Genomic DNA, 18829 nt, shown 5'->3' on the forward strand with positions numbered 1-18829 from the left:
ACTACTTTGAATTAATTTATTTTTTTCCAATTATTTCCGGATTCAGAGGTTGGCGGCAATCGATCGCCCTTATCAATGTTAACGACCCGAGGATCTTTTACGTTTCCTCCTCTAGGCCCAACTTCCTTATACTTCCCAGCAGGTTTGTTATCTTCTCCGGGATTATACATTTTAGTCATGACTATTATCTCCTCTCTTTATTCTATATGTAGGAACACTTTTGGCGAAGGAATTCCCTACATATGTATTATAGTACTATATGTTGTGTTTACAAACAAAAATAAAACTATATATTGTATTTTGTTGGAAAACATTCTTTATTATTTGTATAATTACTAAATTTTAATAGCTCAACCAACAAACAATCTTTTGACTGTTTAATTTTTCTAATAATAAACTTAATTTTTTAGAATATTTTACATATTTTGTTTCATAACTTAAGACTAATGATCATGGATTAATAAACATTACCTAATCACTTTTTGCCATATTCATTTCTTATAACTATAGGTTGCAACATAAATCTTAACGAAAGATATGGGCTTGACTGAACTTGTAAAAGAAGCACTTTAAAAACAATTAAAATTAGTGGGCATTAATAAGGGATTTATAGGTGATCTAAGGGATAATTTGTTGTCTTTGGTTTCTAAATTAATCTACGTGTTTATTATGGAATCGCTTTTTAAATATTGATGAGATAATAAAAACAACGATAAGTCTTCATTTGTAATTGATAAAAATCAAAGTGTTTGACAATGATAAGGGGTAATTATAAACTATATGTAAGTTCATTCAACTACATTTGTAGACAAAGGTGGTATCACCAAAAGGAGAGAAATCGTATGAAAAAAACAATTATAAGTAGTCTTTTATCTGTAGCATTATTAAGTTCTTATCCACTAGTGAATAAGGTAGGCGCGAATACACTTGATGATGCAGATAATGCTGCTCAAACTGGCTCGAAAACGGTGGCTAGCGAAACAACGGATAAATCTCAAACAGGCCACGAAGGTATGGAACATGATGAATCTGGGGAAATTCCAGAAGGATTGGCAGAAGCAGAAAATCCAACTTATCCAGAAGGAAGCGAAGTAACGATTCAAACCGATCACATGCCAGGAATGATGGGAGCTACAGGTGAGGTTGTAGGCGCCTTTGATTCAATTGCCTATGAAATCACCTATAACGATACCAAAACAGGAGAGGAAGTCGCCAATCACAAATGGGTTGTACACGAGGAAGTTGAAAATGCCCAAGACGAGCCTTACCAAGCAGGTGACGAAGTCGTTCTAGAAGCTTCCCATATGCCCGGTATGCAAGGGGTGACCGCAACTATTGATTCGGTAGAAGACACCACTGTTTATATGGTCACGTACACGGATACAGAAACAGGCGATACTGTTGAAAATCATAAATGGCTAATAGAAGAAGAATTAGGGGAAGAAGTACAAGACTCAAGCCAATTTTGGAGAGCGCGTACAGTAGAAGAAGTACAAGCAGATGTTTCCCAATACGATACATTAGAAGAACTTCAAAATTACGAAGTGGTTTGGGGAGATACTCTCTGGGCGATTTCTCAAAGTACTAATTTTTCAGTAGACGATTTAACTGAAGCATTTAATATTAAAAACGCTGATTTAATATTTGCTAACTATACACTTGAAAATCAACCATCATTAGAAGATAGCTATGAGAACCAGATAATTAGCGAGTCCAAAAAAACAAGAGATATGGATAATATGGGAGATATGGATAATATGGGAGATATGAAGCATGATGAGTCGGGAGAAATTACAGAAGGCTTGGAAGAAGCTGAAAATCCGATGTACGAAGTAGGAGAAACTGTTATTCTTCAGCGCGGTCATATGCCTGGAATGGAAGGTGCCGAAGCAACTGTTTCTGGCGTATTTGCTACGACGGCTTATGAAGTTTCTTTCAATCCAACCAATGGTGGAGAACGAGAGGAAAATCATCGCTGGGTTATCCACGAAGAAATTTCTGAGTCAACCAAAGGCGCATTTGAACCTGGAGAAGAAGTGACATTAGAAGCCAACCATATGGAAGGTATGGAAGGAGCAACTGCAATAATTGATGACGCTGTAACTACGAATGTTTATATGGTGGATTACCAACCAACAGATGGCGGAGCAGTTGTTCGTAATCATAAATGGTTTGTTGAAGAAGAATTAGCTCAATAATCACTAGTGGTACATTAAAATACCTACCAAACTTAAAGTTTAAGAAATACTAAAAAAGGACGGATACTTATGAATAAATACCTAAAATTTGCCCTCATGATTTTAACTTCAACAGTCATTATGTACTTTCTAATGTTTGTGAATGTCAATGAATTTGCGCACATTTACTTGAGTCAAACCCGTGTTTATATGGCTATTTTGATGGGCGCAGTCATGGCTATCATTATGATGGGTTTTATGTGGAAAATGTATGACAATAAAAAATTAAACACCGTTATAATGGGGCTTTCAGTCTTACTCGTGCTGGGATCGTTTGGGCTTATTCAAAACCAAGTTGGCGTAGACGATACTGCTTGGATGAGAGCCATGATTCCACACCACTCTACCGCTATTATGACTAGTGAAAATGCCAATCTCACAGATTCACGAGTACAGCAATTAAGCGAAGAAATTATACAAGCACAAGAAGAAGAAATTGCTGAGATGGAACAATTAATTGAAGATATAGAAGAAAACGGAGAAGAATAAACATTCAATAAATTTATGAAGTAAAAAGATCCCTATACACAAGAAGTCTATGATAACTGCCGTGTGTATAGGTTTTTTTCTATTTTTCCGCTTTTTCTCAATTCTTGATTTCCTAAATACGATAAACAATTAAATTGCTCAATAGTGTTCATCATATTTAGAAAATATAATTTTAAAAATAAGGAATTCTAAAATCAATAAAAGTAAATCAATGGTAACCTTATAATTAGTATTGGGTAAAGATAGGAAAACAAAGGCAATAATAGCTGGTTACATTTATTTATTAACAAGCTGGTTACATTTATTTAAAAAAGACTTGACAAGAATAGTTTACAGTAGTAAACTTATCTCAAACATTTACGTTTACTCATGTAGACAATAAGGAGGGAAAGAGAATGAGTACAATAGTAGTTAACCCTCATATCACAGATGCTGAATGGGAAGTTATGCGTGTAGTCTGGGCGAATGGTCGAGTGACTAGTAAAGACGTCATCTCCATATTGAAAGAAAAAATGGACTGGAAACAAGCGACAACCAAAACGCTCTTAGGTCGACTCGTGGAAAAAGGCGCACTGAATACAGAACAAGAAGGTAGAAAATATATTTATTCGGCAAATATCGAAGAGAAAGAAGCGGTAAGAAGTTTTACAAACGATATTTTCGATCGTATTTGTCGAAAGAATGTCGGGAATGTAGTAGGGAGTATCATTGAAGATCATGTCTTAAGCTTCGATGATATCCAGCGACTAGAAGAAATATTAGAGATGAAAAAATCTTTCGCAGTAGAAGAAGTGGATTGTCAGTGTATAGAAGGGCAATGCGATTGCCATTTACATCATCATGGAGAATAAGGAGCGAAAAAATTTGGAGAATAAATCGTTTGCCATAGAAGGTATGACCTGTGCGTCTTGTGCGCAGACAGTAGAAAAAGCGGCAAAAAAGGTACGTGGGGTCACACAGGCTTCCGTGAACCTAGCAACAGAGAAGTTAAGTATAGAGTACGATGAACCAACTTTTTCGGTAGAAAATCTACAAAAAGCAGTGGATAATTCAGGGTATGAACTGATTGCCCAAGAAGGAACGACGCAAACCTTTGCAATTGAAGGTATGACCTGTGCATCCTGTGCACAGACAATTGAAAAAGCTGTCGGAAAGTTGTCGGGCGTAGATAAAGCTTCCGTCAATTTAGCGACAGAAAAAATGCAAGTTTCTTATAACCCGTCAGCAATTTCAGTATCTGATGTGACTGGTGCTGTATCCAATAGTGGTTATGCAGCCGTATTAGAAACAACTGAGACTCAAGATAATTCACGAGCAGAGAAGCGTGAGAAAAAAGAAAAAAGAATGAAGCAACTTTCAAATCGTTTTGGGATATCCATTATATTTACAATCCCTTTACTAATTATATCCATGGGTCCAATGGTCGGTATGCCTCTACCAAATATCGTTGACCCAATGATAAATGCATTTAATTTTTCTCTTTTACAACTTATTCTGACTTTGCCGATAATGGTAGTAAGCTGGGAATATTTCCAGAAGGGATTCAAAACCTTATTTAAAGGTCACCCAAATATGGATTCCCTGATTGCCCTTGGTACCGCAGCCGCTTTTGTATACAGTCTGGCAGCGACGATCGGGGCTGGCTTAGGTTACGGGAACTTTTCAGATTTACTTTACTATGAAGTAACTGGGGTTATCTTGACGCTCCATACATTAGGGCTATTTTTAGAAGAACGCTCAAAGGGGCAAATGTCCTCAGCGATTGAAAAATTAGTCAACTTGGTTCCTAAAACAGCTCGAGTGATACGTAATGGTGTGGAACAAGAGATTACTGTGGACGAAGTCGCTTTAGGAGATGTTATTCGAGTTCGTCCGGGAGAAAGTATGCCTGTAGATGGTGTTGTTGTTGAGGGACGCACTTCAGTCGATGAATCAATGCTGACAGGAGAAAGTATCCCCGTGGAAAAGGAAAGTGGAGACGATGTTATTGGGGCTAGTATCAATAAAAATGGTTCCATTGATTACCGCGCGACTCGAGTGGGAAGTGATACAACCCTATCTCAAATCATAAAATTAGTAGAAGATGCTCAAGGGTCTAAAGCACCCATTGCTCGAATGGCCGATATCATTACCGGATATTTCGTACCGATTGTTATAGCATTAGCCGTTTTAGCAGGGATTGCTTGGTTAATTGCAGGTCAATCTGGAATATTTATTTTATCCGTTATCATAACAACCCTTGTCATTGCTTGTCCATGTGCCTTAGGTTTGGCGACTCCAACAAGTATTATGGTTGGAACCGGAAAAGGGGCAGAACATGGTGTCTTGATAAAAAGTGGTGAGGCGTTAGAAACCACTCATAATTTAGACACGATTGTATTTGATAAAACAGGGACACTGACAGAAGGTAAACCTATCGTGACGGATATTTTGGTAACTCCTCTTATTACCAAAGAAAATCTTTTATATTATGCAGCTTCTGGTGAAACAGGTTCTGAACACCCATTAGGCGAAGCCATCGTACAAAAATCAAAAGAAGAGAACATGACATTAGCTAAACCAGATCATTTTGAAGCGATTCCTGGACACGGGATTCGAATTGAAATTGAGGGCAAAGATATGTACATTGGAAACCGTAAACTGATGCTAGAGCAAAAGATTGATTTATCAAGCATGGAAAAAGAATCCGATCGTTTAGCAGACGAAGGAAAAACACCGATGTATCTCTCTGTTGATGGAGAACTAGCTGGAATTATCGCAGTAGCTGACACACTCAAGGAAAATAGTATGAAGGCTGTTAAAGAACTTAGAAGACGCGGTGTTGAAGTAATCATGATTACTGGAGATAACAAACGTACAGCCAAAGCGATTGCTAAGCAAGTGGGTATAGACAGTGTATTAAGTGAAGTATTACCTGAAGATAAAGCAGAGGAAGTCAAAAAACTACAAGAGGCAGGCAAGAAGGTAGCGATGGTTGGAGACGGCATTAACGATGCACCCGCATTAGCTCAAGCAGATATCGGTATTGCAGTTGGATCAGGTACAGACGTGGCGATTGAATCGGCTGATATTGTCCTTATGCGTAATGATTTAACCGCTGTATTGACTGCGATTGATTTAAGTCATGCAACGCTACGAAACATTAAACAAAACTTGTTCTGGGCTTTTGCTTACAACCTTGTAGGTATTCCAGTTGCGATGGGTCTCTTGCATATTTTTGGCGGACCATTGATGAATCCAATGTTTGCGGCAGTCGCCATGAGTTTCAGCTCCGTATCGGTCTTGCTCAATGCTTTACGGTTAAGACGATTCAAACCAGCAGTTGTTTAGAAAACACGTAGCTTATTTGGGATTTAAACTTCTTCCTATTCTATATAATAGGAGAAGATAAAAAAAAAAAGGGGAATAAAATAATGAAAAAAGAAGTCTTATTAGATGGCGTAAAATGTGCAGGTTGTGCGAACACGGTACAAGAAAGATTTTCAGCTATTGAAGGGGTTGAATCTGTAGAGGTTGATTTAGCGACTAAAAAAGCAGTACTTGAAAGTCAAACAGAGATTGATACCGAAACGCTCAATGCTGCTTTAGCAGAAACTAACTATTCAGTATTAAGTGCATAAAGTACAAATACCATTTATTCATAGATAGTAGATAGAGATAAAGTATAGAACCCTTTTCATGAGAATTATATGCAGTGTTAGATGAGAAAGTTCTAAAACTTTAAAATTATTCTCTAATATAATAAGGAGGAATTAAAAATGAGTAATAACAAAAAACATTCGTCACATAGTCATCATAATCACGGCGACATGGATCACAGCAAGATGGACCATAGTCAGATGGATCACAGCAAGATGGACCATAGTCAGATGGATCACAGCAAGATGGATCACAGCAAGATGAATCACAGTGAAATGGATCATGGCGCAATGGGAGGGCATGCCCACCACCATCACGGTAGCTTTAAGGAGATTTTCTTGAAGTCACTCCCATTAGGAATTGCAATCTTACTCATTACTCCTATGATGGATATTCAGTTGCCTTTCCAAATTATTTTTCCTTATGCAGACGTTGTAGCGGCTGTATTGGCAACAATTCTATACATTTATGGCGGAAAACCATTCTACATGGGTGCGAAAGATGAGTTTAATTCAAAAGCTCCAGGCATGATGTCCTTGATTACTTTGGGAATAACGGTTTCTTATGCCTATAGTGTTTACGCAGTGGCCGCTCGATATGTGACCGGAGAACATGTCATGGACTTCTTCTTTGAGTTTACAACGTTAATTTTAATCATGTTATTAGGACACTGGATTGAAATGAAGGCATTGGGTGAAGCAGGGGACGCGCAAAAAGCATTGGCTGAGTTGGTGCCGAAAGATGCTCATGTTGTTTTAGAAGACGATTCGATTGAGACTCGTCCTGTGTCTGAACTTCAGATTGGAGATGTTATCCGTGTTCAAGCAGGAGAAAATGTTCCAGCTGATGGTATCATTATTCGCGGAGAATCACGTGTAAACGAAGCGCTTGTGACTGGGGAATCGAAACCAATTGAAAAAAATCCCGGAGATGAGGTCATCGGTGGATCAACCAATGGTGGCGGAGTCCTCTATGTGGAAATAAAGCAGACGGGCGATAAGTCCTTCATTTCTCAGGTTCAGGCATTAATCAGTCAAGCTCAAGGCCAATCTTCTCGAGCAGAAAATCTTGCACAAAAAGTTGCAGGATGGCTCTTTTATATTGCGGTTATTGTAGCGCTTATTGCCCTTGTCATATGGATGGTTATAGCTGATGTACCAACGGCAGTTATTTTTACAGTCACCACATTAGTTATTGCTTGTCCGCATGCCCTGGGTCTGGCTATTCCATTGGTGACTGCTCGTAGTACCAGCTTAGGGGCCAGTCGGGGATTATTAGTGAAAGACCGGGACGCTTTGGAGTTGACTACAAAAGCAGATGTTATAGTTTTAGATAAAACTGGAACTTTAACAACTGGTGAGTTTAAAGTATTAGATGTTGAACTCTTTAATGATAAATATACGAAAGATGAAATCGTTGCCTTATTGTCAGGTATCGAAGGTGGATCTAGTCACCCTATCGCTCAGTCAATTATTAGTTACGCAGAACAGCAAGGGATACGTCCAGTAAGTTTTGATTCGATTGATGTTATTTCTGGCGCTGGTGTAGAAGGTCAAGCTAACGGACATCGTTATCAATTAATCAGTCAAAAATCATATGGACGTAATCTGGATATGGATATTCCAAAAGGAGCAACCCTCAGTGTCTTAGTAGAAAACGACGAAGCAATCGGTGCTGTAGCTTTAGGGGATGAATTAAAACCCACAAGTAAAGACTTAATACAAGCCCTTAAAAAGAACAAGATTCAGCCGATTATGGCAACGGGTGACAATGAAAAAGCGGCTCAAGGAGCTGCAGAAATTTTAGGTATTGATTATCTAGCTAATCAATCTCCTCAAGACAAATATGAATTAATTGAAAAACTTAAAGCAGAAGGAAAGAAAGTTATCATGGTCGGTGACGGGGTCAACGATGCACCTTCTCTTGCATTAGCAGACGTTGGTATAGCTGTTGGTGCCGGAACTCAAGTAGCATTGGATTCAGCCGATGTCATCTTGACACAGTCAGACCCTGGCGACATTGAATCCTTTATCGAGTTGGCTCAGAAGACCACACGTAAGATGAAAGAAAATCTTATTTGGGGAGCAGGGTATAACTTTATCGCGATCCCAATAGCTGCAGGAATACTAGCACCAATTGGCATAACATTAAGTCCGGCCTTCGGCGCCGTCCTCATGTCCTTATCGACCGTTATTGTTGCCATCAATGCTATGACATTGAAATTAGAGCCGAAATAAAACGAAGCAGGAACGAAAAAAGCACTGGCTGGTTTGGACCCCCTTCCAGAATCGGGTCAGACCAGCCAGTATGCTGTATAAGGAAAATTATATTGGTGTCTTTTAACGCCTAAATTATTTGTGATTTAATGATATAAAATCCTGATTATTCTAAAAAAGGGACAGTGATAGAAAAATGGCTATATCTATTAAAGTGGATGAGGCAGTACAGGAATGGATGAAGAAGAAAGGTCGTACGATAATAACTGTTTCACTTAGAGCAACTCGCACTTGTTGCGTGGGTGCAGTAGATGTGGATATTTCATATAAAAACCCTCAAAATAACAACTACATGTTGATTCAACACAATGGCCTTTTTATTTATCTTGATAAAAGCTTACCTTTGAGGAAGAACGAGCTACATTTATCTATGATGGGCAAATCTATTTTTTCCTCTATACATATAGAGGGCTTAATGGTTCAGTGATACTTTACTGGTATCTAGCGATGCAAAAATAATATGTAGAGGCTATTCCATCTAAGTGAATCCACGACTTTTAAATCACTAACAAATACGCTTGGAAAATAAGTAATAAGTTTTCAAAATTTGAAATTTTGATGATACGACTGAGTACATCTTGTTTCTTCTTAATGTTGGTTTTGACACTACAATTATAGAGTGATTACTAGGTGTAATCTTTTTGTTTAATCAACTTAATAGCACAATTAATTCTTTTGATAAAAATACTTGTAATAAATTCGTACGCAGAGAAACCAGTGTAAAAGACTCCTTGATATATTCAAGGAGTCTTTTTTTCGTATTTTACCCATTGTTTCTTTGAAATGAAATACCCTATTATAAACAAAAATTCGATTACTCCAAATGCCAATATAAAACTATGCATAAAGAATGCTTCGGGTAAAGCTAATATAATCGGATCGGTGCTAGGATTGAATAACCAAGCATCATTGTTAAAGAATACCTGATGGAATAGCACAAACAGCACATCAAAGTTGATCAATAGAGCCAAAACAACACCCAGCGGAAGCAAGATTCCCCACTGGAAGTATCGAAGAAGTCGCCAGTATTGCCCTTCTCTGTTTAGATACTGCATAAACCAGAAGGAGCCTATCCCTGAAGTAATCAGAATCAGGTAGTCCAGCATAAACAACTTCTTCACTTCAGTGAAGTGGAATAACCCGCTAACTGAGCTAGGGAAATCCGGCATATCCAGTTTCGCTATCCATGGGGTATTCAGGTAATCTAGCAGAATACGATAGTTCATTAAGATTTGCTCTTTCGGCATGCCTACATATTCCGATATATTCAAGTAACCAATATCAAACGAGTAGAGGAAGGTAAAGTTGATGGTTGCTGCGACCGAAAGGGATAAGATGAAAAAGGTAATGAAAATAAACCCTGAAATTTGAATGATTTTCTGCTTCAATGTGGAATTGCCCTCACAATTCATTTTGATTTATTTTTGATTTTACTACGTTCAATTCCTCTTTTAACCGTTTGTTTTCAATTTCCAACTTTTTCTTATCTTCCGATTCGGGATCCGCGTGACCATGTCCTTTATGGTTATGACCGCCATGCATACCAGGCATGAGAAACATCATGAGCATGTGTCCAACCACCATCAGTACCACAAATATAATTGATTCCATCTTCAACACTCCTCTTTTATTTTTATGCCAATGCTACAAACGAAATAGATTGTGAATGGCAAACCCTGAAACCAGCAAAAATCAAACCAAATGAGTGAGAACAAAGATTATTTCTCATCTTCTAGATAAGAATAACAAAAAATTATGTGATTCTTATGGAGATGGGGCAACTCCATAAAATCTACATAATTCATTGGTATAGTCAATAAAAGTAAGAAAGGAGGTTCCTGTCTCATATAGTTGTAACGGTATAATGATTGAAATAACAGGCAACATTCGTTAACATTCGTCACCTGGCCTGAAACTAGGAGGACACATGGACAGAAAGCAGCTTGTCAAATTTATAAGTATCCCACTCTTATCGAGTTTGCTCATCCTTCCTATGGATGTAAATGCACGAAGTATTGAAGACCTGACACAAGAGAAAGAGCAGCTTGAGAAGCAACTGCGGGAATTAGATGGAGAAAGCACCAGCCAACAAGTAAAGTTGGATGGTTTAGAAGCAAGGAAGGAGCAGTTGCGAACAGGGACCATCGCACTTCAAGAAAAAATTGATGCGCTCACCTTACAAATGGCAGGGCAACAAGTGACCCAGGGGCAAAAACTGGGCATCATGGGAACCACCGGAGATTCCACGGGCGTCCATCTTCACTTTGAAGTATACGAAAACGGAATCCAGGTCGATCCAGCGCCTTATTTGGGCTTATAACTATCGAACGGGATACAGAATGAAAATCAGTAAGGAGTAAGTTATGAAATCAATTGTCGGAACAATCGACCGCGTCGCGTTTTCCTTTGGCCCATTCACCGTCTACTGGTATGGGATTATCATTGGGGCTGCTATGTTGCTTGCCATCACACTTGCCTCTAAGGAAGGAAAGAAAAGAGGCTTGGGCGAAGAGGACATTACAGATATGGCAATGTGGGCTATCCCCCTTGGACTTATCGGAGCAAGAATTTATTACGTTCTTTTTCAATGGGAGTATTATATCAAGAAACCGCTTGAAATCATCGCCATTTGGCAAGGCGGCATCGCCATTTATGGCGGTTTGATTGCAGGGGGGCTGGCCGTGTACTGGTTCACGAAGAAAAAAGGGATCCCTTTTTCATTGATGCTCGATATACTGGCGCCCTATGTTCTGTTGGCGCAGTCCATTGGCCGATGGGGGAACTTTATCAACCAGGAGGCCCATGGGGAAGCAGTGACCCGCACCTTTTTGGAGAACCTTTACCTGCCAAAGTTTATTATTGATCAAATGCAAATTAATGGCACCTACTACCATCCGACATTCCTGTACGAGTCCTTGTGGAGCCTCTTAGGCTTTGCCATCATTATCATGTTGAGGAATCGGAAAAACTTGTTGCGACGAGGCGAAGTGGCCCTCAGCTATGTTATTTGGTATTCGGTGGGGCGCTTCTTTATCGAAGGTATGCGCACCGACAGTTTATGGATGGGTGATTTTTTAAGGGTGTCCCAAGGGTTGTCCCTCCTCTTGTTCGTTGGCGCCATCGCCATTTGGATTTACCGTAGACGGGATTATCCGCCAAAAGCCTACTATCTAAAAGGATGGAAGCTGAAGGAAGAGCACTAAATCACATGGGCCACGTCTAAAATATAGAGAGGAGCGTTTTTATCATGATGGAATATTGGAACAGCTTGACATGGGGCGGAATGGGGTACATGATGTTTATGGGAATATTTTGGATCATCCTAGTGATTATTGTGGTGTATCTTTTCATTAAACTTGTTTCCGATAAGGGGAATCGGACGGTTGAAAAAGAAACGCCTTTGGAGGTCCTACAAAAAGAGTTTGCCAAAGGAAACCTGACAGAAGAGGAATACCTGAAGCGTAAAAAGCACTTGGAGTAAACTGCTGACGAGAAGATAAATAAAAAAAGGAGGAAAAATAATGATAACGAAGTACATAAAAATGGTAAAACCCTTTGATGTCGTTATTATCTTCCCCCTTATTGTTTTGTCTTTTTTACCGACGGCTATCTTTGCAGTCCAACAGACGAATAATGATAATAACAATGTTTACGCGGTTATCTCGATTAATGGCGAAGAGGTAGATCGTTTCCTGCTGACAGGAAATGAGGAACACAGACTCATTACCTACTATCCGGCACCCGGTAAATACAATATTGTCTAGATAGACGGCGAACGGATTCGAAATAAGGAAGACAACAGTCCGTACCAGATTGCGGTGCGAAGAGATTGGATTCAATCTCCTGGGGAGACGAGTCTCAATCTACCTCACCGATTATTAATTTAAATTGTAACTGAAAATCCAGAAGAGTCAGACATAGATGTGATGGCTCAGTGAAAAAAGCAGAACCTTGCCAAACAAAATGTATCAAACTGCCAACAAATAGGGAAAAAAGAGGCACTCCACCATAATGGGAGTGCCTCTTTTATGCTTTTATGTGGCTTTCTAGCGGAAGACTAACAACAAAAGTCGTCCCTTTTCCGTATGTGCTTTCGACAGAGATGGTCCCATGGTGGGCGTTCACAATTCCTTTAACAATCGATAAACCAATCCCTTGGCCACCCAGTTTCCTGTTCCTAGAGGGTTCAGCCATATAGAACCTTTCAAAAACTTGATTGATTTCATTTGGAGGGATTCCTTGACCGGTATCGGTTATCTTAAAGGAAGCTACGCCACTAATTTGGGAAACCTGAAGATCAATGTGGCCACCGGAAGGGGTAAATTTAATTGCATTGTACAAGAGATTAGTTACCACTTGATGAATCTTATCTCGATCAGCAGAAATTAAAACCGCTTCTCCATTAATGGTACATTCAATGCCCTTCTCAATCAACAAAGCTTGAAAGGTGCCGGCAACTTGTTGCGTAAGTTCTAGCAAATCAAAGGATGACTTCTGCAGCTGGCTTTCATGGCTTTCAATTTCATTGATCCGATCAATTTGTCCAATCAGGCGGGCAATGCGGTTAACTTCCTCGTAACAGTGGTAGAGGCGTTCTTCCGATACTTCCCAGACCCCGTCAATCATGGCCTCAATATTGCCTTTCAAATTCGTCAATGGTGTCCTGATTTCATGTGCGATGTCAGAGGAAAGGCGGTTACGAATCTCTTGTTGGCGTTGGAGTTGCCCAGACAATTCATCCACGGAATCCAAGAGGCTGTCAATTTCCTGAATCCCTGTTTCCTCAATCGCCAGGTGACTGTAGTGACCCTTCGCAATTTCCGTCGTAAAATTCTGTATTCTGACGATTGGTGAACTCAATTTTTTGGCAATCAATAACGCGAAAAATAAGGAGATAATTAGGGACCCAATCGCTACAAAAATCAAGTTGTTCCTCATATCGGCAAGGAATAACGCATCATGTTCCGTGTAAGCGAAAGGTCCAACGGATTGCACTTCGAGAGAACCGATTGGGTCTGTTTCGCTACCGAGGGGAACGATTGTCTGCACGTAGCCACTCTCTATATCGCCCATTATCTGCTCCATATGTAGGAGGTGGGTTTGAATCCTATTTTTTGACTCTTCTTCCTCTGAGGGAGAGGGGCCCCATACTTGGTTGCCAGCATGGTCATATACTTTTAGGATGATGCCTTTCTGGAGAGCATCGCGTCCAATATTTTGGATTGTTGGAGGGGCATCTGCCCAAGTACCCGTTTTCTGATAGAAGTTTTCTAACTCAGTCTGGTATGCTGTTAACTCTGATTCTTGCCTTTCGCGCACATAGTCTTCGAAGTGGCTTTCCATTAAGTTTAGTGTTATCCAGCTGAAGGTCCCCACTAAGATAAAGGACAGAGAAACAAACGAGAGCAAGAGTTGCCATTTAATGGTTCGCTTCATTTTTGACCACCAAATCGATACCCCGTTCCATATGCGGTTAAGATGAAGTAGGGGTTGCGCGTGTCGTCCTCAATTTTTTGACGAATATTTTTGATGTGGGTATCGATCACCCGATCCGTTCCATCAAAATCGAGTCCTTTCACAGCGTCCAGCAGCTGTTCCCGTGAAAATAGGCGCTTTGGATGTGAGGCCAGAAGGGCTAATAAAGCATACTCGGTCGGGGTCAAAATGATTTCTTCAGCTTGTTTGAATACTTGTTTTCGATCCGGGTAGATAACCAGCAAACCTTCTTCGAAAGACCACTTTTCTTCTCGGTATTCTGGTTGGACACGGCGTAAAACGGTTTCGACCCGAGCAACCAGCTCTTTCGGGCTGAATGGTTTTGTGATGTAGTCATCAGCCCCCAGGCTTAACCCTTCCAAGATATCTTTTTCGGCTGTTTTCGCAGTCAACATGATAATCGGTACAGTGGAGGAGTCCCTTATTTTTTTACAGACTTCGAGGCCAGATAAACCAGGCAGCATGAGATCCAACACAATCAAGTCAGGTTGGACAACATCAACCTTTGTTAAAGCCTCGTTTCCGCTCAAAGCGCGAAACACTTGATAGCCTTTTGCACTCAAATAGGCTTCCACGATATCCAGAATGCTTGCTTCGTCGTCCACAATTAAAATCTTCACGTAATCTTTCTCCTCCAATTTCGTTGGTATCTTCATTCTACTAAAACTTGACCCATCATGCCATTGTCTTCGTGCTCTAGGATATGGCAATGGTACATAAAAAATCCCCTTTTCTGGGAATGTGACTTCAATCCTAACGCTATCGCCTGGATAAAGTGCGATGGTGTCTTTCCAACCTTGTTCATTGGCTGGTAGGGCGTTGCCATTCCGGATTATCACCTTGAACTGGACGCCATGCAGGTGGAAAGGATGGATCATGCCACCCATCATGTCCCGTGTGTTTTTAATCTCCCAAACTTCCTTTTCCCCGACCTTAGCGCGTAAATCGATCCGGTCCATGTCGAACTGTTTGCCGTCAATGGCGACCATGTTTCCCATGCTACTAAAGGTCATCACTTTGTCAGGCGTAGTAGAATCTTCTGCTTTTGGGATGTTGTCTAAAGTCTTAACTTATGAATACGTTTTTTTATTTTTAGATATTTTTATAGTTGTCACTTTAGGAGTTATCTTGCATCTGTTTTAAGCGTTATCTTGCACTATAAGTTAATATTGCAATTTACGAATATAAAAAAAGCCCAATTTCTCAGCATTAAAATGAGAAATTGGGCTTTGCTCGTTACTCCGAAAGCGTCCTCTAATGGAATAACAAATACAATCAAATGGTCATTTGACTATAATGTTTGAGTAGATCACAATAATAACCAAGTGGAGTTGATAGGCTCCCTTAAAGTACAAGCAAGACACTTGAAGAAGAAAAATGTATTATACTTGACCGCGTACTATGGTACGCGGTTTATTATTATTTAGGGGTGAACTATGTGAGTTATCGTATTACTGCATTTGCAGAAAAATGTGGGGTAAATAAAGAGACGATTAGATATTACGAACAAAAAAATTTATTACAAGAACCTTCCCGAACGAAAGCTGGTTATCGGATATATTCATATGATGACGTTAAGCGTGTTGGGTTTATTAAACGAATACAGAGACTTGGATTTTCTTTAAACGAGATTTATAAATTATTTGGTGTTGTAGATAAAGATGAAGTTCGTTGTCAAGATATGTTCGAATTTGTTTCTAAAAAACAAAAGGAAGTTCAAAAACAAATAGAGGATTTAAAACGAATTGAAACTATGTTAGACGACTTAAAACAACGATGTCCAGATGAAAAAAGTTTACATGCTTGTCCGATAATTGAAACCCTAATTGAGGAAGAATGAAAGGAATTTTGAAATGAAACATAAAAAGACCTTTATTGCAGGGCTTATAGGTACATTTTTGGTTTTGTTATGTTGGGCTACGCCTATTTTAGTTATTTTATTAGGTACGCTTGGATTAGGTGCAATAACAGGCTATTTAGATTTTGTTCTGATTCCTGTTTTAGCTGTTTTTCTTGGTTTAACTTTTTATGCTTATTCTAAATATGAAAAATCATATAAAAATAAGAAGATGTAAAAAATGAAAGAAAGAGTTGTTGCAATTGCTTCGATGTTTTCAGCTTTTTTAGCAAGTCTTTGTTGAATTGGCTTAGCGATCTTAATACCACTTGGTCTAAGTGGTTTAGCTGGAACACTTGCCGTTACGTTTGCGCCATATCGAATTTGGTTTATTGTTATCACTGTTATTATGCTTTCTTTTGCTCATTTACTTGTATGGAAACAAAAAAATAGTTCAAAGAAAACGAAGAAGTTGTTATGGGTTAGTACAATCGTTTCTGGGGTAATGCTTATCTATACATTGTTCAGTCAGGGGATATAAGGCATGATGAAATATTTAATATATCTATTCATTATATTTGGATTGGTTGTTGTCCTTTCTGGGTGTGGTCAAAAAGCAGTTGAAGAAGGTTCAAAAACAAGTGAGGTTCCATCAGAAAACTTAGAATCTGTTTCGTTTAAAATAGATGGTTTTACTTGAGTATCTTGCGCTTTTACGGTGAGTTCCGCCGTTTCTAATTTAGAGGGTATTCAAGATATAGAAGTTGAAGGATCAGGAGAAACCCAACTTACATTTGATAAATCGAAAACTAGTTTAGAAGAAATTGAAGAAATAATTACTGATTTAGGGTATGAAATAAGGAAATAGGAAAATTTAAGATAAAACAGGAGGTTGAGTTAATGAATAAATTTAAGATAAATATTCAAGGAATGACTTGTACAGGTTGTGAAGAACATGTAGCCGTAGCACTTGAAAATGTGGGAGCTAAGAACATTGAAGCTAGTTTTCGTCGTGGTGAAGCAGTATTTGAATTACCCGATGATATTGGGGTGGAAAGTGCAAAAAAGGCAATTGATGAAGCAAAATACCAGCCTGGAGAAATAGAAGAAGTACAATCTGAAGAAAAAATAGTTTTAGGTGATGAGGGAGACTATGACTTACTTATCATTGGTTCTGGCGGGGCTGCTTTTTCGGCTGCGATTAAATCGGTTGAATATGGGGCAAAAGTAGCTATGATTGAGCGTGGAACCGTTGGGGGAACATGTGTAAATATTGGTTGTGTGCCATCAAAAACACTTCTTAGAGCTGGGGAAATCAATCATTTGGCAAAAGTCAACCCATTTATAGGTTTACAAACATCTGCTGGAAAAGTGGAATTAGCTCCTTTAGTAAAGCATAAAGATGAGTTAGTAAGCGAACTTCGGAATCAAAAATATGTCAATTTAATTGATGAATATGGCTTTGAGTTAATTGAAGGTGAAGCAATATTTGTTGATGAAAATACAGTTGAAGTTAACGGGAAGAAACTTTCTGCAAAGCGTTTCTTAATTGCAACGGGCGTTTCTCCTTCCTTACCGCCGATTTCAGGACTTGAAAAAGTGGATTATCTAACAAGTACAACATTACTTGAATTAAAAACGGTACCAAAACGATTAACGGTTATTGGTTCAGGATATATCGGAATGGAACTTGGGCAATTGTTTTATAATTTAGGTTCAGAAGTCACGCTTATGCAAAGAAGTGAGCGACTTTTAAAAGAATATGATCAAGAAATTTCAGAAGCCGTAGAAAAAGCGTTAATTGAACAAGGTATTAACCTTGTAAAAGGGGCAACTTTTGAGCGTGTAGAACAAGAGGGGCAAATCAAAAAGGTTCATGTAACAGTAGATGGTAAGAAAAAAGTGGTGGAATCAGAGCAGTTACTTGTTGCAACAGGAAGAAAACCAAATACAGATGCTTTGAAATTAAGTGCCGCAGGGGTTGAAGTTGGAAAACGAAAAGAAATCCTGATAAATGACTACGCTAGGACAAGTAATGAAAAGATTTATGCTGCAGGCGATGTAACATTAGGACCTCAATTCGTTTATGTAGCAGCATATGAAGGTGGAATTGTTGCCGATAATGCGATTGGCGGATTAAATAAAAAATTAGATTTATCCGTTGTTCCTGGCGTAATTTTTACAAATCCTTCGATTGCAACGGTTGGTTTAACAGAAGAACAAGCAAAAGAAAAAGGCTATGAAGTAAAAAAATCTGTATTGCCTTTAGATGCAGTTCCAAGAGCAATAGTAAATCGTGAAACAACAGGCGTTTTTAAGCTTGTTGCCGATGCAAAAACTTCAAAATTACTAGGGGTTCATATCGTATCTGAAAATGCAGGAGATGTGATATATGCGGCGACATTAGCCGTTAAGTTTGGATTAACAGTCGAGGATTTAAAAGACAGCCTTGCACCATATTTAACAATGGCAGAAGGATTAAAATTAGCTGCTCTTACCTTTGATAAGGATGTTTCGAAATTATCTTGTTGTGCAGGGTAACAACACAATGAATCCACCGTTTGGTTAAGACGGTGGAGTCTTTCAATCTTGGACAAGGTACGCGGTTTCATTAGATAGAAATAAGGCAAACGTATTATAGAGTCAATTCTGCGAGGAGGTTAATGATGATAAAGAAATACGATCTTATTGTGATTGGTACAGGTTCTGCGGGTTCAATCACAGCAGCAAAATGTAATAAAGCCGGCTGGAATGTAGCTATGGTAGATGACAGGCCGTTTGGAGGCACGTGTGCACTACGTGGATGTGACCCAAAAAAGGTTCTACATGGTGCTGCCGAGCTTATTGATTGAACC

Annotated in this window: 22 protein-coding genes and 2 pseudogenes; 18 read left to right on the plus strand and 6 right to left on the minus strand. The window is 39.1% G+C overall.

Annotated features, from left to right (window positions below):
• Positions 1-11: 11 nt before the first annotated feature.
• The gene (locus tag ACUW85_RS07965; RefSeq protein WP_149256366.1) at positions 12-179 is read right to left on the minus strand and encodes a YjzC family protein; all 168 of its coding nucleotides are present in this window, start codon (positions 177-179) and stop codon (positions 12-14) included.
• A gap of 663 nt (positions 180-842) precedes the next feature.
• Here ACUW85_RS07965 and ACUW85_RS07970 point away from each other — a divergent pair.
• From ACUW85_RS07970 to tcrB, 6 genes are all read left to right on the plus strand, one after another.
• A complete protein-coding gene (locus ACUW85_RS07970) occupies positions 843-2198 on the plus strand; it encodes a DUF1541 domain-containing protein (protein WP_149315222.1) in 1356 nt (451 codons plus the stop codon).
• Positions 2199-2267: 69 nt separating this feature from the next.
• The gene (locus tag ACUW85_RS07975) at positions 2268-2726 is read left to right on the plus strand and encodes a DUF305 domain-containing protein (protein ID WP_069286684.1); all 459 of its coding nucleotides are present in this window, start codon (positions 2268-2270) and stop codon (positions 2724-2726) included.
• Between the two features lie 395 nt (positions 2727-3121).
• Positions 3122-3577, plus strand: a complete 456-nt coding sequence (gene tcrY / locus ACUW85_RS07980; RefSeq protein WP_182023096.1) for a copper-responsive transcriptional repressor TcrY — start codon at positions 3122-3124, stop codon at positions 3575-3577.
• A gap of 13 nt (positions 3578-3590) precedes the next feature.
• Positions 3591-6056, plus strand: a complete 2466-nt coding sequence (locus tag ACUW85_RS07985) for a heavy metal translocating P-type ATPase (protein ID WP_182023097.1) — start codon at positions 3591-3593, stop codon at positions 6054-6056.
• A gap of 83 nt (positions 6057-6139) precedes the next feature.
• Complete coding sequence (tcrZ, locus tag ACUW85_RS07990) at positions 6140-6346, plus strand: copper chaperone TcrZ (RefSeq protein ID WP_002294571.1); 207 nt, start codon at positions 6140-6142, stop codon at positions 6344-6346.
• 138 nt (positions 6347-6484) lie between these two features.
• On the plus strand, positions 6485-8602 hold the full coding sequence (gene tcrB, locus ACUW85_RS07995) for a copper-translocating P-type ATPase TcrB (RefSeq protein WP_182023098.1): 2118 nt from the start codon (positions 6485-6487) through the stop codon (positions 8600-8602).
• A 779-nt stretch (positions 8603-9381) separates the two neighbouring features.
• Here the strand turns inward: tcrB and ACUW85_RS08000 are convergent.
• Together ACUW85_RS08000 and ACUW85_RS08005 are read right to left on the minus strand one after the other, a co-directional pair.
• Positions 9382-10029: a TIGR01906 family membrane protein gene (locus ACUW85_RS08000; protein WP_094518308.1), complete on the minus strand. Its 648-nt coding sequence runs from the start codon at positions 10027-10029 to the stop codon at positions 9382-9384.
• Positions 10030-10042: 13 nt separating this feature from the next.
• Positions 10043-10252 (minus strand): adhesion protein, encoded by a 210-nt coding sequence (locus tag ACUW85_RS08005; RefSeq protein WP_069286380.1) that lies wholly within the window; start codon positions 10250-10252, stop codon positions 10043-10045.
• A gap of 382 nt (positions 10253-10634) precedes the next feature.
• Between ACUW85_RS08005 and ACUW85_RS08010 the strand changes: the two genes are divergently transcribed.
• Genes ACUW85_RS08010 through ACUW85_RS08030 form a run of 5 tightly spaced genes read left to right on the plus strand, consistent with a single transcriptional unit; the run spans position 10635 to position 12528 of the window.
• Positions 10635-10961, plus strand: a complete 327-nt coding sequence (locus tag ACUW85_RS08010; protein ID WP_453977992.1) for a peptidoglycan DD-metalloendopeptidase family protein — start codon at positions 10635-10637, stop codon at positions 10959-10961.
• A 43-nt stretch (positions 10962-11004) separates the two neighbouring features.
• Positions 11005-11844: a prolipoprotein diacylglyceryl transferase gene (gene lgt / locus ACUW85_RS08015; protein ID WP_002328834.1), complete on the plus strand. Its 840-nt coding sequence runs from the start codon at positions 11005-11007 to the stop codon at positions 11842-11844.
• 44 nt (positions 11845-11888) lie between these two features.
• Entirely contained in the window at positions 11889-12122 is a 234-nt protein-coding gene (locus tag ACUW85_RS08020; protein WP_002328833.1) for an SHOCT domain-containing protein, read from the plus strand.
• 40 nt (positions 12123-12162) lie between these two features.
• Positions 12163-12405 (plus strand): NusG domain II-containing protein, encoded by a 243-nt coding sequence (locus tag ACUW85_RS08025; protein ID WP_259345345.1) that lies wholly within the window; start codon positions 12163-12165, stop codon positions 12403-12405.
• Positions 12406-12420: 15 nt separating this feature from the next.
• A complete protein-coding gene (locus ACUW85_RS08030; RefSeq protein WP_396027400.1) occupies positions 12421-12528 on the plus strand; it encodes a hypothetical protein in 108 nt (35 codons plus the stop codon).
• A 139-nt stretch (positions 12529-12667) separates the two neighbouring features.
• On the opposite strand, the gene ACUW85_RS08035 is transcribed toward ACUW85_RS08030, so the two are convergent.
• The 3 genes and pseudogenes from ACUW85_RS08035 to ACUW85_RS08045 all read right to left on the minus strand — a co-directional run.
• Complete coding sequence (locus tag ACUW85_RS08035; RefSeq protein ID WP_069286378.1) at positions 12668-14077, minus strand: sensor histidine kinase; 1410 nt, start codon at positions 14075-14077, stop codon at positions 12668-12670.
• Positions 14074-14757, minus strand: coding sequence for a response regulator transcription factor (locus ACUW85_RS08040; protein ID WP_048728602.1), 684 nt, complete (start codon positions 14755-14757; stop codon positions 14074-14076). The genes ACUW85_RS08035 and ACUW85_RS08040 overlap by 4 nt, the downstream gene beginning before the upstream one ends.
• Positions 14758-14916: 159 nt before the next feature.
• Positions 14917-15150, minus strand: a pseudogene (locus ACUW85_RS08045) (multicopper oxidase domain-containing protein); the annotation flags it as partial.
• A 425-nt stretch (positions 15151-15575) separates the two neighbouring features.
• Between ACUW85_RS08045 and merR the strand changes: the two are divergent.
• The 7 genes and pseudogenes from merR to ACUW85_RS08080 all read left to right on the plus strand — a co-directional run bounded on the left by merR (position 15576) and on the right by ACUW85_RS08080 (position 18826).
• Positions 15576-15977, plus strand: a complete 402-nt coding sequence (gene merR / locus ACUW85_RS08050; RefSeq protein WP_003143773.1) for an Hg(II)-responsive transcriptional regulator — start codon at positions 15576-15578, stop codon at positions 15975-15977.
• A gap of 13 nt (positions 15978-15990) precedes the next feature.
• On the plus strand, positions 15991-16212 hold the full coding sequence (gene merF, locus ACUW85_RS08055; protein ID WP_048728520.1) for a mercury resistance system transport protein MerF: 222 nt from the start codon (positions 15991-15993) through the stop codon (positions 16210-16212).
• 3 nt (positions 16213-16215) lie between these two features.
• Complete coding sequence (locus tag ACUW85_RS08060; RefSeq protein ID WP_250634606.1) at positions 16216-16515, plus strand: mercuric transporter MerT family protein; 300 nt, start codon at positions 16216-16218, stop codon at positions 16513-16515.
• Between the two features lie 3 nt (positions 16516-16518).
• Positions 16519-16674, plus strand: a complete 156-nt coding sequence (locus ACUW85_RS08065) for a lipoprotein (RefSeq protein WP_002360746.1) — start codon at positions 16519-16521, stop codon at positions 16672-16674.
• A 15-nt stretch (positions 16675-16689) separates the two neighbouring features.
• Positions 16690-16842 (plus strand): annotated as a pseudogene (locus ACUW85_RS08070) (heavy-metal-associated domain-containing protein); the annotation flags it as partial.
• Between the two features lie 32 nt (positions 16843-16874).
• A complete protein-coding gene (gene merA, locus ACUW85_RS08075) occupies positions 16875-18515 on the plus strand; it encodes a mercury(II) reductase (RefSeq protein ID WP_182023099.1) in 1641 nt (546 codons plus the stop codon).
• A 122-nt stretch (positions 18516-18637) separates the two neighbouring features.
• Positions 18638-18826 (plus strand): FAD-dependent oxidoreductase, encoded by a 189-nt coding sequence (locus ACUW85_RS08080; protein WP_453977990.1) that lies wholly within the window; start codon positions 18638-18640, stop codon positions 18824-18826.
• The last annotated feature ends 3 nt before the right edge of the window (positions 18827-18829 follow it).

Source organism: Aerococcus sp. 150760013-2 (assembly GCF_053627715.1).

Excerpts from the sequence above, each read along its gene's own strand:
- ACUW85_RS07975 (WP_069286684.1), top strand. The coding sequence starts at position 2,268 with ATGAATAAATACCTAAAATTTGCCCTCATGATTTTAACTTCAACAGTC.
- ACUW85_RS08025 (WP_259345345.1), top strand. The coding sequence starts at position 12,163 with ATGATAACGAAGTACATAAAAATGGTAAAACCCTTTGATGTCGTTATT.
- tcrZ (WP_002294571.1), top strand. The coding sequence starts at position 6,140 with ATGAAAAAAGAAGTCTTATTAGATGGCGTAAAATGTGCAGGTTGTGCG.
- lgt (WP_002328834.1), top strand. The coding sequence starts at position 11,005 with ATGAAATCAATTGTCGGAACAATCGACCGCGTCGCGTTTTCCTTTGGC.
- ACUW85_RS07970 (WP_149315222.1), top strand. The coding sequence starts at position 843 with ATGAAAAAAACAATTATAAGTAGTCTTTTATCTGTAGCATTATTAAGT.
- ACUW85_RS08010 (WP_453977992.1), top strand. The coding sequence starts at position 10,635 with ATGGATGTAAATGCACGAAGTATTGAAGACCTGACACAAGAGAAAGAG.
- tcrB (WP_182023098.1), top strand. The coding sequence starts at position 6,485 with ATGAGTAATAACAAAAAACATTCGTCACATAGTCATCATAATCACGGC.
- ACUW85_RS07965 (WP_149256366.1), bottom strand. The coding sequence starts at position 179 with ATGACTAAAATGTATAATCCCGGAGAAGATAACAAACCTGCTGGGAAG.
- ACUW85_RS08005 (WP_069286380.1), bottom strand. The coding sequence starts at position 10,252 with ATGGAATCAATTATATTTGTGGTACTGATGGTGGTTGGACACATGCTC.
- tcrY (WP_182023096.1), top strand. The coding sequence starts at position 3,122 with ATGAGTACAATAGTAGTTAACCCTCATATCACAGATGCTGAATGGGAA.
- merF (WP_048728520.1), top strand. The coding sequence starts at position 15,991 with ATGAAACATAAAAAGACCTTTATTGCAGGGCTTATAGGTACATTTTTG.
- ACUW85_RS08035 (WP_069286378.1), bottom strand. The coding sequence starts at position 14,077 with ATGAAGCGAACCATTAAATGGCAACTCTTGCTCTCGTTTGTTTCTCTG.
- ACUW85_RS08065 (WP_002360746.1), top strand. The coding sequence starts at position 16,519 with ATGATGAAATATTTAATATATCTATTCATTATATTTGGATTGGTTGTT.
- ACUW85_RS08080 (WP_453977990.1), top strand. The coding sequence starts at position 18,638 with ATGATGATAAAGAAATACGATCTTATTGTGATTGGTACAGGTTCTGCG.
- ACUW85_RS08020 (WP_002328833.1), top strand. The coding sequence starts at position 11,889 with ATGATGGAATATTGGAACAGCTTGACATGGGGCGGAATGGGGTACATG.
- merA (WP_182023099.1), top strand. The coding sequence starts at position 16,875 with ATGAATAAATTTAAGATAAATATTCAAGGAATGACTTGTACAGGTTGT.